At 52.6% G+C, this 15,671-nt stretch carries 16 protein-coding genes and 2 pseudogenes; 10 read left to right on the forward strand and 8 right to left on the reverse strand.

Annotated features, from left to right (window positions below):
- Positions 1-436: 436 nt before the first annotated feature.
- Complete coding sequence (locus JMJ16_RS12885) at positions 437-646, reverse strand: hypothetical protein (protein ID WP_201381795.1); 210 nt, start codon at positions 644-646, stop codon at positions 437-439.
- Between the two features lie 401 nt (positions 647-1,047).
- On the opposite strand from JMJ16_RS12885, the gene JMJ16_RS12890 reads away from it, so the two are divergent.
- The 3 genes from JMJ16_RS12890 to JMJ16_RS12900 all read left to right on the forward strand — a co-directional run bounded on the left by JMJ16_RS12890 (position 1,048) and on the right by JMJ16_RS12900 (position 2,028).
- Complete coding sequence (locus JMJ16_RS12890; RefSeq protein ID WP_201381798.1) at positions 1,048-1,257, forward strand: hypothetical protein; 210 nt, start codon at positions 1,048-1,050, stop codon at positions 1,255-1,257.
- 152 nt (positions 1,258-1,409) lie between these two features.
- Complete coding sequence (locus JMJ16_RS12895; RefSeq protein ID WP_201381800.1) at positions 1,410-1,793, forward strand: hypothetical protein; 384 nt, start codon at positions 1,410-1,412, stop codon at positions 1,791-1,793.
- 73 nt (positions 1,794-1,866) lie between these two features.
- Complete coding sequence (locus JMJ16_RS12900) at positions 1,867-2,028, forward strand: hypothetical protein (RefSeq protein WP_201381801.1); 162 nt, start codon at positions 1,867-1,869, stop codon at positions 2,026-2,028.
- A 72-nt stretch (positions 2,029-2,100) separates the two neighbouring features.
- Here the strand turns inward: JMJ16_RS12900 and JMJ16_RS12905 are convergent, their stop codons facing one another.
- The 4 genes and pseudogenes from JMJ16_RS12905 to JMJ16_RS12920 all read right to left on the reverse strand — a co-directional run bounded on the left by JMJ16_RS12905 (position 2,101) and on the right by JMJ16_RS12920 (position 6,600).
- Positions 2,101-2,817 carry an IS6 family transposase gene (locus JMJ16_RS12905; RefSeq protein ID WP_201381803.1) on the reverse strand — a complete coding sequence of 239 codons (717 nt, stop codon included), beginning with the start codon at positions 2,815-2,817 and terminating at the stop codon, positions 2,101-2,103.
- Between the two features lie 295 nt (positions 2,818-3,112).
- Positions 3,113-4,120 (reverse strand): Fic family protein, encoded by a 1,008-nt coding sequence (locus JMJ16_RS12910; protein WP_201381805.1) that lies wholly within the window; start codon positions 4,118-4,120, stop codon positions 3,113-3,115.
- Positions 4,121-4,617: 497 nt separating this feature from the next.
- Positions 4,618-5,203: pseudogene (locus JMJ16_RS12915) on the reverse strand (IS6 family transposase); the annotation flags it as partial.
- Between the two features lie 278 nt (positions 5,204-5,481).
- Entirely contained in the window at positions 5,482-6,600 is a 1,119-nt protein-coding gene (locus JMJ16_RS12920; protein ID WP_201381807.1) for an integrase core domain-containing protein, read from the reverse strand.
- Between the two features lie 1,200 nt (positions 6,601-7,800).
- Between JMJ16_RS12920 and JMJ16_RS12925 the strand changes: the two genes are divergently transcribed.
- Positions 7,801-8,346, forward strand: coding sequence for a hypothetical protein (locus JMJ16_RS12925; RefSeq protein WP_201381809.1), 546 nt, complete (start codon positions 7,801-7,803; stop codon positions 8,344-8,346).
- A gap of 16 nt (positions 8,347-8,362) precedes the next feature.
- Positions 8,363-9,004: an isochorismatase family cysteine hydrolase gene (locus tag JMJ16_RS12930; RefSeq protein ID WP_201381811.1), complete on the forward strand. Its 642-nt coding sequence runs from the start codon at positions 8,363-8,365 to the stop codon at positions 9,002-9,004.
- Positions 9,005-9,100: 96 nt separating this feature from the next.
- On the opposite strand, the gene JMJ16_RS12935 is transcribed toward JMJ16_RS12930, so the two are convergent.
- Positions 9,101-9,811 carry an IS6 family transposase gene (locus JMJ16_RS12935; RefSeq protein ID WP_201381813.1) on the reverse strand — a complete coding sequence of 237 codons (711 nt, stop codon included), beginning with the start codon at positions 9,809-9,811 and terminating at the stop codon, positions 9,101-9,103.
- A 171-nt stretch (positions 9,812-9,982) separates the two neighbouring features.
- Between JMJ16_RS12935 and JMJ16_RS55980 the strand changes: the two genes are divergently transcribed.
- Both JMJ16_RS55980 and JMJ16_RS12940 read left to right on the forward strand, forming a co-directional pair.
- Complete coding sequence (locus tag JMJ16_RS55980; RefSeq protein ID WP_255553185.1) at positions 9,983-10,105, forward strand: hypothetical protein; 123 nt, start codon at positions 9,983-9,985, stop codon at positions 10,103-10,105.
- A gap of 142 nt (positions 10,106-10,247) precedes the next feature.
- Positions 10,248-10,829 carry an MBL fold metallo-hydrolase gene (locus tag JMJ16_RS12940; protein ID WP_201381815.1) on the forward strand — a complete coding sequence of 194 codons (582 nt, stop codon included), beginning with the start codon at positions 10,248-10,250 and terminating at the stop codon, positions 10,827-10,829.
- A gap of 222 nt (positions 10,830-11,051) precedes the next feature.
- Here JMJ16_RS12940 and JMJ16_RS12945 read toward each other — a convergent pair.
- Positions 11,052-11,769 (reverse strand): annotated as a pseudogene (locus JMJ16_RS12945) (IS6 family transposase).
- Positions 11,770-12,084: 315 nt separating this feature from the next.
- Positions 12,085-12,732, reverse strand: a complete 648-nt coding sequence (locus JMJ16_RS12950; RefSeq protein ID WP_201381817.1) for a nitroreductase family protein — start codon at positions 12,730-12,732, stop codon at positions 12,085-12,087.
- A gap of 270 nt (positions 12,733-13,002) precedes the next feature.
- Here JMJ16_RS12950 and JMJ16_RS12955 point away from each other — a divergent pair, with 270 nt between their 5' ends.
- The 3 genes from JMJ16_RS12955 (at position 13,003) to JMJ16_RS12965 (ending at position 15,528) form a co-directional block, all read left to right on the forward strand.
- Complete coding sequence (locus JMJ16_RS12955; protein ID WP_236601444.1) at positions 13,003-13,626, forward strand: TetR/AcrR family transcriptional regulator; 624 nt, start codon at positions 13,003-13,005, stop codon at positions 13,624-13,626.
- Between the two features lie 661 nt (positions 13,627-14,287).
- Positions 14,288-14,815, forward strand: a complete 528-nt coding sequence (locus JMJ16_RS12960) for a transposase family protein (RefSeq protein WP_236601445.1) — start codon at positions 14,288-14,290, stop codon at positions 14,813-14,815.
- Positions 14,812-15,528: an IS6 family transposase gene (locus JMJ16_RS12965; protein ID WP_201381819.1), complete on the forward strand. Its 717-nt coding sequence runs from the start codon at positions 14,812-14,814 to the stop codon at positions 15,526-15,528. Before JMJ16_RS12960 ends, JMJ16_RS12965 begins: the two co-directional genes overlap by 4 nt.
- Positions 15,529-15,671: the final 143 nt, after the last annotated feature.

Here is a 15,671-nt window from a genome sequence, read left to right on the forward strand (position 1 = left end):
TTTGCGAAAATTCTTCTAGTCGTTTTAGCATGTTGTTCGCTTTGCACCTGCATAGGTGAGGAGGATGTGCGTTGCGGCAGTGGAAGCAGAGCCGCCCCGCCGCAACGCACTCCTTGCCAGAGAGGAGCGCCGAGGGGTGGGCTCCAGCAGGTGCTGTGTGTGGGGCCACCGTACGCAAAGGGAACAGATTTTGCTTGCGCTTCCGCTATTACTGTATATTCGTCTTATCCTATGTAAAGGTGTGAAGAATAAAATTCCTCTTGTTTCTCTAGATTTCTCTCGTTTTGTAGGGTATAGTGAGAGATGTTGATGTGTTGATAGAGACAATGGTGCCTGTGGAGAAGGGAACAAGCGGATGGCGATGGCAGAGGACCGGTGCCAGCAAGCCTTCCAACGTTTTCGTGTCATTCGTCCTCCACTTGAGGCGCGTGGTGTGTCAAACCAAGGTCGTACGGGTGCCTGGTATCCCGCTGAAAACGGTGCAGCGGTGGCTTCGTTCGTAGGTGAGCCAGGTCGTCCAGGAGTACCAGTGCCCGCTTCCAAAGGCGTGCCCAGGTGTATCGAATGGTTGGACAGCTTTCCGAGTCTTGTGACGCTGGGCCGAGGCGCGGAGCGGTGGCGTATCGGGAGGCATGTCGGGAGGCATGTGCTCTTCTGTGGCCTCGCGAGGCCACGTGTGCGAATGCGATCTGGCAGGCTGATCACTGTCAGTGACGTATCTTCCTCAAAAATGAGGAGGGAAAAGCGCAGCTGCCGTTGTTGACGGCGAGAGAGGACGAGTAGAGTCGTTGCCTTGCAGGCTATCGGCTTGCCCCTTCGGCCCTGAGGAGGCGCTGGGCCATCAGAGTCAAGGATGATTCGCGCTGGCCCATTCATGGGGTTCCCGCGTGTTTGTCTACCGATCACGGAAGTGATTGTACGAGCATGGAAGTAATCGGTAATGAAGGAAAAGGGGGCCCAACCTGGGTACCATGAGGGGCCAGGATAGAGGAGAGTACGTTGTAGAAGCGTACGAGGTGTCATTTGTGTGATGTGGAAAAGAGGTGTATGAGTCAGAGTATGGGAGTTTTTCGGTGTGTGTCGTGTCCGGAGGGGGTGACGAGCCGTTATCGAGAAGTGGTAGTGGATGGAACGGGTGCTCCCCACTATGCGTTGACGGAGTTTGCCTGGCAGATGAACCAGATCTTGTCGGCTGGTGCCGCGCGAACCTATGTGCGTGTGTTATTGCCGTATGCGCACCTATCTCCTGAGTCATGAGAGCCAGTGTGCCCATGGAACAGGCTGGGAGAGTGCGCCAGAGACGGTGCGCGAGTTGGTGCGCGAGTATGTGGTGCAACGGCTGCGGTGTCATGCGCGTCGGTCTCAAGGATATGAGGTGATTGGACGCGAGAGAGGGGAGTTCAAGTACCGTGCGAGTGTTTCTGGCCGCGCTCAAGCACTTTTACCAGATGGCGTGTCGTGCTGGATGGTATGCCTATGGCAATCCATTGATCGATACGGCAAGTGCGGTGCTCCATGAGGTGGAAGCAGCGGAGCGTCGTGCGGCAGGAAGGCGACCACGTATGCCTGCGTACAGCGGCATGGAGATTGCCCGAGGACACCGCTGTTCGGAAAATTATTTCCGTTTGCAAGAGGAGCAGTGGATTCCCCAGCCGATGGATGATCCAAGTTTGCCAGCACGACTGGCGCAGGGAATGAGAATGGCTCAGTGGGGGTTGCGTGATCAGATTGTGGTCAGGATGGCCTATGAATCAGGGGCTCGTATTCGAGAAATTCTCTACGCTTTGTGCTAGTGGATGACAAAAAAGGAGAACGGAAGTACGCTTCTGTTTGTAAAGCCAATCAACAAACAAGGAGCGTCCAGCAATGCTTGACAAAGCGACCGTTCTCACCACTCTTTTTCTCATAGTTGATGACCTAATGAAAGGATCAGCCGTGATCAAAGACGCCTTAGAGCGACCAGGACCCGCTCCCCAGCTTTCAGATAGCGAGGTGGTCACCATCGGGTATTGTCAAGTTATTGTATGAGGGAGAGCATAATTCTGAGGGAACGCTTGTTAGGAGAACAATGGCAGGTGAGAACTGGGAAAAGATGCCTCATCATGCAACCCTGTTTCCAGCAGTGATATCATTCCAGGTCCCAAATCGCTCCTTCATGAGAGCACGATAGCCTGAAGCACAGAGACGATGTCGTTGGGGACGGAAGTGATCCGAGATCGGTCCAAAGGCTGAGAGGAAGCGCTGCGCATGTCCAGGAGATGTGAACCGACGCATGCTTCGTTCTCGTTGCCGCGTCGGTTGATGGGAGTTTTCCGCTCGGTTGTTCAACCCTTTGTGTTTGCGGTGCTCAACGCTTGGTAGAATCTCTTTCTTAGCAGCCCCATAGCTAGCGAGCTTGTCGGTGATGATCACTCGCGGCGCGTATTCAAGCCCCTTGAGCAACTTGCGAAAGAACTTCTTCGCTGCCTGTTTGTCACGTCGACTTTGTACGAGGATATCGAGAACAGTGCCGTGCTGGTTGACGGCTCTCCACAGGTAGCTTCGCTTTCCATTGATGGTCAAAAATACTTCATCCAGATGCCACTTGTCTCCCGGCCTTGTGCGTCGACGTTTCAACTCATTGGCATACGTTTGGCCAAATGTGAGGCACCACTGGCGAATGGTTTCATAGGTAAGCACGATGCCACGCTCGGCCATCAGTTCTTCCACGTCACGCGCAACTGAGGGGAAGCGAAAGTACAACCAGACAGCATAACCGATAATTTCCGGCGGGAAGCGGAAGCCTTTGTAGGGAGACGCGGAGACATTCTTTTTCATGGCGCCATTGTATCACACTGTTCAGTTTTCTATGAAGGAGTCTCTCCAAGTTGACAATACCGTCCAGGGGCACGTGGTGATAGAAGAGGGGAGCCAGCTTTGCGAGATTATGGGATAGGCCAGTGTGGTTGGTCCAGAGAAGGAATTGGACTTGCTTATTTTAGGAGATGCAGATGGAGAAGATGAACGAGCCTGGCGTTGGGTGTATCCAGCGCCAGGTGCTCTGCTGCTGCTTTCCACCCATCCATTGGTTGATGCCTATCAGTTGTAAGAGGCCGTGATTCAGAGGACCGTCTCACGTCTCTTTTCTTCCAGTACCCTGCTGGGAGTGCCTATGCTGGCGGAGGTATTCCTCGGCGCGGCGCTGATATGTTGCCACAGCAGCGCGGGTTGCGTACCAGTGGCGGTCCCGCTTACGTGCCTCTAATCTCCCGTAGCGCGCTGCCCAACTCAAGGTCTCCGGGTTGTACCCGAACTCTCGCGCTAGCTGTGGGAGAGGCAAATAATCCTCCTCCTCTGTTGCCGGTACGGTCGCACATGCCTCCAAGTAGAGGTCAAGACTCGCCTCGACGGCCTGACCTATCAAATTCGCCAGGGGGCCATAGTTGCCAGTGTTGCCAGTATCAAGTGCATGAATGTAGCGCACACGCCAATCTTTGAGCACCAGCGCGGGTGGGTAGCCCTCTTGCATCAGCATGAGATTGAGCAGCAGGCGGCCTACCCTGCCGTTGCCATCGGGGAATGGGTGAACGGCTTCAAAGCCGTGATGGGCGATGGCGGCGCGGGTGACGGGATCATACTGCTGGCCCTGCCTACCGTTTATCCACTTCTCCCACTCATGCATAAGCCGGGGAACATCGCGGGCTGGCGGCGGCGTCATGTTGCTTCCTCGAATGTACACTGGCACAGTACGCCACACTCCGGTCTGAGCTTCGTCGAGAATGCTACTCATCACAAACTGATGCAAGGTCAAGATGGTTTCCTGCGTGATCGGCTCTTGTTTGCCAGCTACCAGAGACACAACATAGTCATAGGCGCGGGCGTGGTTCTCCGTCTCCTTATACTCCCGGAGTGAGTGACCCCCAACGGTGATCCCGTACTCAATCACCATGGCCGTCTCGTTGAGGGTGAGCGTGTTCCCCTCAATCGCCGTGCTATGATGGGTCAGCATGACTTTGAGGTCCTCATTCAACCGGTTCACGGTTCCGGCTGGGAGGGGCCGGTATCTGTCTAACGCCGCCTTCTTCTGTTGGACACGGGTGGCTAGCCTCGCGTCCATTGCTGGCTTTTGCTGCCTGCTCATGCTTATCTTCTTATCTCCATTACTATGCAACGGAACACGAAAAATAACACGTTCCGTTACGTATTTTGTGCTCACTGTTCTCTTCTTTTCATACAACGGATATACGGAAATAAAGCTACCCGTTGTATGAAATTTGGGACGTGTGACGGTTGCTTGTGGTCACGTTTGCGGCCTGACGTTGGTTATTGTAGGAGATGCAGACGCAGAAGATGAACGCGCCTGGCGCTGGGTCTGTCCAACCTCAGGCTCTCTTTTGCTTCTGTCCACGCATCCGCTGGCCGAGGAGAGGTATTCTCTGAAGAAATGTTGACCCAGGGCCAGCTCTCGCGCTCCTGGTGTTCTGGCGCGCTGGATCCGCAGATAGAGCGATTCCCAGTCCAGATCCAGACTCGCTGGTGACAAACCAAACAGGGGCGATTGGGTGAGGGTAGGCGGTTGTGTTGCAAAAACGATGACGAAGGCGAGATGGATGTGAAGAGGTCCTCCTCGTTCAGGTAGGCGATCACTCCAAACAGTGTGGCGACCGGCGCGACCTGCTCTCCCACATCTCCTTTTGCCACTCCTTGTCCTTGCCCTTTCCTCAGGATGTTCATCATCTCGTCTCCTTGGAGGGTTCGCCAGGCCGTCTCGAACGAGAAAAAGCCCATCCCTGGCTTCGTCAACCGTTTGATGAAACGATGATCTTTTTCAATGAGGTTATGAAGATATTTGACTTGCCGCAATACACACTCTTCGGGGAGACAGCCTTCCGCTTTCAATTCCGCGAACGCTTTGGGAGAGGCAGCGTTTTTGTCTACGTTGATGACCCGTGGTTCCCTGGTATGGGAAGCGGCGAGCGTTTTCAGAAAGAACTGCTTGGAGGCTTGGGCCTCTCGCATCGAGCTGAAGAAGAAATCGAGCGTCTTTCCGTGCGAATCAACCGCTCGATACAAATACACCCACTCTTTTTTGACCGTGATGTATGTTTCATCGGCCCACCAGAAGATCGCGATAGCTCAAAGCATAACGAAGGTACCATCGTACGCACAAGAGAATGATATCGGCTTGGAAGTGGCGCCCTTTGAACGGGGGTTGCTCAGTCACGGTGAGTCCTGTGTTGGCTACTTGGAATATCTGTTCATAAGATCGGAAAATCGGTCCAGGATACGCTCTCGTCTTCCACATTGCTTTCACAAAGAGGCGCACCGCCAAGCAAGGGGAGGCCTTTGCTTCATGAGCAGAGAAGCACCGATCTCGGTAATGAAGCGGAGAAATAACCTGTTCTTTTGTCCGATGAGGGAAAACGGGCAAGAAACGTTCAGATACCCCATCTGATATTTTACGGGTTGCACCTGCTTCTTGGGGTATATGCTTGCCATTGTTTAAGCTGCTCTGCGGTAGTTGTGGTGTAAGCCACTCAATACAGGAATGGCGCTCACCTGGTTCGGTGGGTTCGGCAGAGGAGTAGATGGAATCGATGGATCAGGAATTCGCTGCCCCAGCCCTTGCTGCGGTCGAGCCTGGTTGAAGTACATGACAGACGCTTTGAGAAGGCGGTACAGCTGCTTTTCCTGAAAGATCAGGAAGTGATCCAGGCATTCTCGTCTCATACTTCCCAGAAAGCGTTCACAGATGGCATTCGCTTGTGGGGTTCGGTACGGCGTTCGAAGGACTTTGATGCGGCTTGTGGCTGCTACTCGTGCGAATGCCGGCCCGAATTTGCGATCATTCTCCCGGATCAGATATTTTGGCGCGTGTCCATAGGGAGTCGCTTCTCGCAACTGTTGCGCTACCCAGGGATCGCTGGGAGAGCGCGTCACATTGACATGAATGACCTTTCGCGATTGCAACTCGATGATGAAGAACGCAAAAAGCGGGCGGAAGAAGAGGTCAGGGACCTGAAGGAAATCGCAAGCCCATATTTCTGCCGCATGGTTGCGCAGGAACGTTTTCCAGATCTGTCCACTCAGCCTTTTGCGGCGGATGGGTCTCATATAGTTCTGAATCGTGCGTTTACTCACCCGAATATCGAGCTTGAGAAGCTCACCGCGAATACGTTCCGCTCCCCAGAGCCGATTGTTTGCGGCCATCTCCTTGATCAAGCTGATCGTTTCGGACGAGAGCTTCGGCTTTCTCTCATGCCCCTTCGATGTGCGCTTCCAGAACAGACGGAAAAGCTCGCGGTGCCAGCGGAGGAGCGTCTCTGGCTGGACAAGGAAAAGCGCCTGTTTCCAGGTTCGGACCATCCTGGCGAGGAGCACGAAAAGAAGCCGATCCGTCTTCCGATAGGTTGGTCGCTTGACCTGTCGATGCAGAATGATCAGTTGTTGTCGCAAGAGCGCATTTTCAGCCAAAAGTTCGGCTTTGCTGCGCGTCAGATCGGCGAACGTGCCGAGTACAAAGGAAGTTGTCGACGGTTTAATCCAACGCAAAACATGTTCTTGAAGCGTATGGAAGCAAAAAGAGACATGTTGCGTGACCGAGGAAAAGAGACGCAGCACACATAGAAACCTCTTCTTTGTGAGAACGGCGTATGGTCGGAGGGCATACGTAGAATGGCCCCTGTTGATTGTACACGCATCCCACGTGCTTTGACAAGGGGCGTCCGTTCGGGTGCCAGATGACCAGGCTGTAAACAGCCTACGGACAGGATGAAGCTGCCCGTTCCTAACCTCTCCCGCCCTGTCGGTCTCACTCGATAGGGGGCGCAGGTGACGAAGCTGATAAGCCCTGTGCGTATTGGTTAGCCCGGAGAGGGACATGCGGCACATGTGCGGGAAATCGTCGTACCAAGAGGCATGTGCTGCGAGGAGAGCTGACTACGGTAAGCGGGTCGAATCCGCGAAGGATAGAGCCACTAAGATAGCACACCCGGCTCAGGACGGTTGAAGGGCCGATGAGATCAGACGAACAGGCTACTTGTTTGTCGTAGCCGTTCCCTCGCTCTCCGAGTGCTGTAGAGGCTTCATCACCAAAGCAGGAATGATCTCAGCGTAGCGTAGGTTACGCATGTGGTTGTCCTACCTACGGTCAGCGGGTAAAGTGATCTGGCGCTACCGGAGAACCATGTGCTCCTCGCTCCTCCAAAGTTTTTTTTGAAGGATAGGTGGTGAGGACACCGAAGAGGACATATGGGGCGGAACCGCCGTAGTACTCTGAGCGCGGGAAAGCCGCGAGCATGGGGAAGGGCGGTAGTGTTGACGGTGTTTTAGTACCGAAAGACGAGGGAACTAGACCCTTGAACAACGTCAAACAGGAACAAACACACCTTGCCAAAAGCAAGAGTCAACAGGGAAAGCTGAGTACTCCGAAAGGGGTCCGCTCAGTTTGAGGGAGCACGGTGGAGAAACCTACTCATGAAAGTGGGCCAGGCGCTCCACCTTGACTCCACAAAGCTCACTCCATCATACATAACAGTCCGATTTATCGAACGGATGTCCCAAATAGCCAGCACAGGGAAAAAATATCCCAGGAAAACTGTTCATCTGGTTCCAGAATGGTTTCCGTTCTATACTTCCTCTCAGCTGGTTGGTTCTCTGGTTATCCTGGAGAAGGGAGAATGAGTATTCGTGTCAGGATGCGTGTGCCTCTACATGATTGTCACATGCGTCTTCCTTCCAAGGGAACAGAGGATGCTCTTGAAAGTCATACAAAAATTGTTCCCCTTCAGAGGAGTACGAGAGATGTTGAGGAGATACCACATGCAAGAGATCATTCGCACGGACTTGATTCTGTCCCAATCGTCCTTCAGCCACACCCTGAATATTCCCATCGACAACGTCGATATCGCCTCCTGGGTGTTCACCGTGCCCGAGGCTGAATACCAGCGCTGCTGCTCTCCGGACCACATCACCGCAGCTTCTACGACGACCGATGACGGGCGCCGTATGTCGATCAATGTCGAAAAGATTGGCACGAGCCTAATGATCCAACACTACATCGGCGAGGTCGCCGAAAAACACTACTGCAAAATGGTCTCAACCTCGGACCTGTTTACCCCCAATGGGCGTACCCGCATCCAGGTGATCTGGGAGCTCCGCATGAAAGCCATCGATGCGCAACATTGTGAATATACTAATAGTGTGACCTCCCATCCCACGCAGGAGTTCCTGGACTTTATCCAGAAACAAGGTCTGACGTTTGAGGAGGCGGCGCGTGCTCGGCAGCCGATCTCTTCGGATCATAACCGGCGCGAAACGCCACTGTTTGCCGAGAGCATTGCCCGCGCCGCACGCGCCAACCGCTAGTGATTGGAGGAGAAGCATGTCTCTCGAAGAGAACCAAAGAAGTCAGACAGCATTGTTGTTTGTTGATCCTTATAACGACTTTCTTTCGCCCGGAGGCAAATTGTATCCTCTTTTCAAAGAGGTTGCCGAGTCCGTGGATCTCCTGACGCATTTGCGCGAGATGGTGAGTGCAGCGCGACACGCCAACATTCCCATTTTCTTCGTGCCTCATCATCGCTGGGAGCCAGGCGATTACACAACCTGGAAGTATCCCTCACCGAGCCAACTTGCCTCGATGAAACGTGAGTCGTTTGCCAAAGGAAGCTGGGGGGGAGAATTCCATCCCGATTTTCCCGTTCAAAAAGGCGACATTGTGATCAAAGAGCATTGGGCGCAAAACGGTTTTGCCAACACGGACCTGGATCTACAGCTCAAGCAACATGGCATCCAACGCCTGGTGCTGATTGGCATGATCGCCAACACCTGTATCGAAGCGACCGGTCGCTTTGGCATGGAACTCGGGTACCATGTGACCCTGGTTACAGATGCGACAGCAGCGTATAGCCGAGAAGCCATGCATGCAGCGCACGAGATTAATGGACCGACGTTTGCTCATGCCATTCTCACGACGAGTGAGGTGGTTGCCCTCTTCCGCTCTCTTGAGAAAAGTGAACAGTGAGGGAAAGACAAGAGCTGGCGAACAGCGCTTTCTCCGGTTGTGTTGCAAGAAATTGCAAAGGAAGAAACTGGGCGTGATTGTTCCTCACAATCTTTCTTAAACAGCCACTCCAAACAGTGTGGCAACTAGCGCGACCTGGCCTCCCACATCCCCTTTTGCCACGCCTTGTACTTGCCCTTTCCTCAGCATGTTCATCATCTCGAACCCTTGCAGTGTTCGCCAGGCCGTCTCAAACGAGAAAAAAACCATCCCCGGCTTCGTCAAGCGTTTGATGAAGCGATGGTCTTGTTCGATCAGATTATTGAGGTATTTCACCTGTCTCAATTCCACGTGTTCAGGCAGAACTCTAGCGGCTTTCAGGTCGGCAACGGCCTTGGGATAGGCTGCGTTCTTATCGACGTTGATCACTCGCGGCTCGCTCGTATGAGAGGCGACGAGGGTTTTGAGAAAGAAGCACTTGGCGGCCTTCCCATCTCTGGTCGGACTGAGCACGAAGTCGAGCGTATTCCCTTGTGAATCGACAGCTCGATAGAGATAGATCCATTCCTTTTTGACCTTGATGTACGTTTCATCGACCCGCCAGGAGTCATTGGAAGGCTTGAGAAATGGTTGGCATCGCTTGTTCAGTTCAGGAGCATAGTGTTGGACCCAACGATAGATCGTCGTGTGGTCGACCGAAAGCCTCCGCTCAGCCATCATTTCTTCCAAGTCCCGGTAGCTCAAAGCATAGCGGAGGTACCATCGTATGCACAGGAGAATAATGTCGGATTGGAAGTGACGCCATTTGAATGGATGCTGATCTGTCATAATGGGGTCCTCTTGTGGTTCTTTTCCTCCCACTCTAGCAGATCAGATTATTTCTTGCAACACAGCCACCCGCAGAGTTATGCAGATTCCGCCCGCTCAATGCTGGGATTTACAGTGGTTTGTTCTCTAATGGCAAGAGATGTTATTCTCTGTTGAAAGGAAAGCTATTCAATGGTCAAAGCAGCAACCTATAGCTCGATTACACCAGGCAACGTTCGCATAACTTATCTGCCCGATGGATACATTCTCTTCAATCCAACAGCCGTATTCCCAACAACCACCGCGACGGACTGACAGTTCTATCGAAATTATCTCGATGACAATGGTCAACTTGTCGGTAGCCTGGGCGCCTATCTGCTCCAGACTCCTGAGCATACGATATTGATTGACACCGGCCTCGGCCCCAGAACCTATGAGAGCAGTCGCTTCAAGTGCTATGCCGGTCAGCTCCTCTCCCAACCTTGAGCGTGCGGGACTCGATCCTGCCAACATCGATATTGTCTTTTTCACGCACATGCACTCAGATCATGTAAACGGGGCCGTGCGCGAGGTCAATGGCGAGCTGGTCCTGACCTTCCCGAATGCACGCTATCTAGTACGGAGTGCTGAGTGGCACCGCTTCGACAATCAGCCGGAGAGTAGAGCCAGTGTGGCCGATGCGCTGAATCTGCTGGAGCATCGCATCGAGTTTGCAGAGGAGGGAGAGTATATCGTACCCGGAGTGAGGGTTCTCGCTACCCCAGGGCATACCGCCGGTCACGCATCGCTGCTGGTAACAGCGGGCGAGGAACGAGTCATCATTCTCGGCGATATCTTCCATAGTGCTGTGCAGATCGAGCATCCCGAATGGACCAACTCCCTGGATAGCGGCGATCCCGAACAGGCGAAGGTCACTCGCAGGCAGATGCTTCAGGAACTCGCGCGGCCCTCGACAACAGGGGTTGCGACCCATGTCGCCAATTCCGTCTTCATGAAAGTGGAAGCTGCACACAGTGGATTCCGGCTCTTAGAAAGATGAAAGGACGGTATTGTCAACTTCATTACAATTGTAGAGTTTATAGAAGAGAAACAGACCTCAAAGTGGGGATTGTGCCCTGTTTCTTGCCCTTGTTTGTTCGAGAATTCTGGCTGATATAGCATCGAAGGGTATTGTCAACTTAGAGGAGCAATAGAAGAGCTTTTTAGAAAAGAAGAGCCAAGGGGAGGGAAAGAAGCTGAGGGGAGGGAGGAAGATGTGGTATCATGCTGCTGTTTTTGCTTCTATTATCTGGTTACACACCTGGAACCGATCTTGCATGGTGGCGCGATGCTCTGCTGCACGCAGACAATGTCGTCGCGGCCGGGAATGATCCGAGAAGGGTCCAAAGGCGGAGAGAAAGCGCTGCGCATGGCCTGCTGATTTGAACCGTCGCATGGTTCGCTCGCGTTGCCGCGTTGGTTGATGCGAGTTCTCCGCACGGTTGTTCAAGCCTTTGTGCTGACGGTGCTCGACCCCTGGCATAATCTCCCTTTTAGCGGCTGCATAGCTGGCAAGCTTGTCCGTAATAATCACCCGTGGCACATACTGGCATCCTTTCAACAGCTTGCGGAAGAACTTCTTTGCGGCTTTCTTGTCGCGTCGACTTTGAACCAGAATGTCAAGCACGTTGCCATGCTGGTCAACGGCACGCCAGAGATAGTGCGTTTTCCCATTGATGCGTGAGAAAAACCTCATCAATGTGCCATTTATCTCCACAGCGAGGATGGCGACGGCGCAACTCGTTCGCGTAGGCTTGCCCAAATTTCAGGCACCACTGCCGAACCGTTTCATAAGTAACGATGATGCCTCGCTGTGCCATGAGTTCCTCGATATCGCGAAAGCTGAGTGAAAAGCGGAAATACAGCCAAACGCAGTGGCTAATAATCTCAGGCGGGAAGCGGAAACCTTTGTAATCTGGAGGAGTGGTTTCTGTTTTCATGAAGGTATTCTAGCACATTGTTTCGCTACGTTACCAAGTTGACAATATCTGCTGGGCCCTCTTTCCGCCTTACGTAGCGATGAGCCAGGTACATCAATGCTTGGGGTGATTTTGTGTCGATCATTGAGGATGTTTTTCCAGCCGTGACCGGGATCCCACCAGGGAAAAGACGGCAGGCAACGATACCGAAGTAATCGAGATCGTTGCTGCCGTGCACTCCTATTTCAATGGACTTCTGAGCACAGTTTGAGTCCATTCTGATTGATGATTTGCTTCACAACCAGTGCATGATGATTGGTCAAATCGCAAAGGTTCTTACGCAGCGGGACCCTGCTCGTAGAAGATAACTTCCTCATGAGGGTGACGGCTTCCTTCCTCTGGTGTCTCGTCTGCATAACCAACAGGAAAAATACTATAGCTTCTCCACGTCGCAGGCACACCGAGGAAGTCACGCAGTTCCTCTTCTATTTGCAGATTAATATGCTGATTGGAGGCTGCCAGCCCGGCGGCAGCGATAGCATTCCATACATTGGCCTGGGCTATCCCCAGAGCCTGAGCAGAGAAATTTTTCCAGAGTTCCTGGCCTCCCGGAAACGGTGGATTGTCCGCAACGGCAGAGTCCTCGTAAAAAACAAGTGTGAAAACACCTGAACGATAGCCAGGAAGGCGGCCCAGAGCACGTTGCAATTGCTCCCCCTGTAATTTCTGCTTCAATGTGCTCTCAATAAAATCCCAAAGCTCCACATGACGCTCTTTCACTACGGCAATACGGGTTGGCTGTGAATTGGCAGAGGAAGGCGACCAGCGGCCTGCTTCAACTATGCCGCGAATCGTCTCGTCAGGGACTGGGCCAGATGTAAGCTTACGTATAGAACGCCGTTTCTGGACATAATTCAGATAGGACTGGAGTCCGGCGTAATCTGGCTGGAATGATTCCTCTTTTGCCGTTATTTCAGTACTCATTTTTCCTCCAAAATGGGAATAGTTTTGTTGGGTATGGTCCGGTCAATTTCAAAGGCACTGTTCAAATAGGGATCAGGCGCTCTCATCCTTCTCCCCTTGAATGAGTTCCTTCGGGACGACTCTCTCCATTTGTCAACAGGTGTTGACAACTAAGAACACTATAAACTATCCCATCTGCTTTTGTCAACACCTGTTGACTATGGTATGATTGATGATGAGATAGGAACAGCATGAGAGATACACGTGGGTCCAGGAAGGCGAGGAATCGAGATGAGAGACACAGCGAAACACACTGCTCGTCGTTGTCGCGACGCAGCTGCGACACGCCAGGCTATCTTAGAGGCTGCGCGCACGCTCTTTGCACATGATAGCTATGAGTACGTCACCATTCGCGACATCGCCTCCAAAGCCGGTATCGATCCCGCTTTGGTCATTCGCTACTTTGGTTCAAAAGAAGATCTCTTCCTGGCAACATTAGATAAAGGCAACTGTAGCAGCCTCCCTGGTGGAGAGGGTATGGAGCTGGGTCATGGTTTGATTCACCACTACATATCACATTGGAGCAAACAGGATGCCAGCGATCCGCTCCTCATCATGATCCGTTCAGCATCGAGCAATGATAACTCTGACCTGCTCCGCCAGGTCTTAAACGAACAATTCCTGCAGCCTATCGCGGAGCAGATTGGCGGACCCAATGGGCATCTACGCGCCGAACTGGCCTTGTCACAACTCATTGGCGTCAATATTATGCGTAGCTTGCTACACACCGAGGCCCTGAGCGCGATCCCTGATGAGCAGCTCATCCAGATTGTCGGTTCCGTCTGCCAGCACTATATTAGCGATGAACTTGAAGAGACGAGCACATCTCAAGAAGAGCCCATAGAGAGAAGATAGATTCATGGCTGGTTATTTGCTTCTAAATTTGGGAATGAAACGGCTCTCCCTCACTTTGCGTGATAAGCTCTTCAGTATATGGCTATGCAAAGGTTTGTGCGGCTCGACAAGCGAATGCTAAAAAAGTACTGGCCCTTGAGTACAAACGGACCGGAATACCACGCTAAGCGCTTAGCGTGGTATTCCGGTCCGTTTGTACTCAAGGGCCTAATACAGGAAGAGAACGAACATTCTCAACACGTGAACATTGTGGTGTTTCATTGGCACGAAACACCACACATGCTCTTCATGGCACGTCTGCAACAGACTTTTAGAGGCTGGAGCCATGTTTAAAGACGCATGTTTTGATGCTATTCCTTGCGTCGTCTGACCAAGGAGTTCCACTCATGTCGCTGATCCATCGATCAGCGACAAAGGATCTCAACCAGATGAGATGCTGAGGAACGATGCAAAGTCAATGAAGAGAGTATAGAAAACAAGGCGTACAAATGAGGTGTTGTGGATTCTCAGAGTAAAATTCGTTTTTTAATCAGATAACGGCTCTGGGACATATTCGGTGTGCCTGTCGCGTGATTTTGTGCTAGAATAGCATCAGTTCTCATCATTTGAGTCATCTGGAGGCATTTCCATCGATCTCTCCCCTGTTTTTGCATTTCCTTCAATGGTGCGTCTTGAGACCATTGAGGTCCAGAATCAGACTATCATCGTCCATCTTCATGCCATCTCGGCAAGCGCTCTTTGCCCACAGTGTGGGACGCCAGGCTCTCGGGTTCATAGCCGCTATGTATGTACCATTGCCGATGTCGCCTTTGGTGGGCGATGCCTTGTGCTCAAGTTACAGGTGCGCAAGTGGATCTGTCGCGAGGCATCCTGTCCCCAGCACATCTTTGCCGAGCGCTTTCCAGAGTTGGTCCAACGCTATGCACGAATGACGGATCGGCTCGTTAAGGCTCTTCAGGCACTAGGAGTGACCACCAATGGAGCCGATGCAGCGCGGATCGCCTCGTCGCTTGGCATGCCCACCACTGCCAAAACCATCATTCGTCGCGTCTTGCAGCTTCCCTTACCCAGCGAAGGCAAGGTTGCAAAGGTGGGAATAGATGAGTGGGCGTGGAAGAAAGGCCGGCGCTATGGAAGGTATTGTCAACTTAGCAATAGAACTGAACAATATGCTAGAATGGCTGTATGAAAACAAACAGCATTGCTCCCGCTTACAAAGGTTACCGCTTCCCGCCCGAAATTATCAGTCACGCTGTGTGGGTGTATTTCCGTTTCTCGCTCAGTTTTCGTGATGTCGAAGAGCTTTTGGCGCAACGCGGGATCGTTGTGAGCTATGAAACAGTCCGGCAATGGTGTTTGACGTTTGGGCAGACCTACGCGAATGCACTGCGTCGTCGTCGCCCTCGCTGTGGCGACAAGTGGCATCTGGACGAAGTTTTCCTCTCCATCAGGGGCAAGAAGCATTCCCTCTGGCGAGCGATAGATCAGGATGGCAACGTGCTGGATATCCTCGTGCAGAGCCGACGCAACAAAAAGGCGGCTAAGCGATTCTTCCGCAAGCTGCTCAAGGGGCTACTCTCTGTCCCACGCGTGATCATCACCGATAAACTCAAGAGCTATGGTGCAGCTAAACGCGAGATCTTGCCAAGCGTGGAGCATCGGCAGCACAAAGGACTGAACAATCGAGCAGAGAACTCCCACCAACCCACGAGACTGCGCGAAAAGAAGATGCGGCGCTTCAAATCAGCCAAACACGCCCAACGCTTCCTCTCGGCCTTTGGCCCCATCGCTGGACATTTTCAACCGCGACGACACCGTCTGAGGGCCGGAAAATACCGCGCTCTTTTACAGGACCGATTTCAGACTTGGAATGAACTGACTGGAGCAACGCGAGTCGCATAACCATAGGTATCCCCCACCTCTTCCATGACCCATCAGCATCCTTCTTCGCTATAACTCAGCAATATTCTTCATTTTTCTGGTTAAGTTGACAATACCTCTCGATCTGCTGTGGAATTTCGGCCAGGAGGTGGATGTCAGTCAGG

Source organism: Ktedonobacter sp. SOSP1-52 (genome assembly GCF_016587395.1).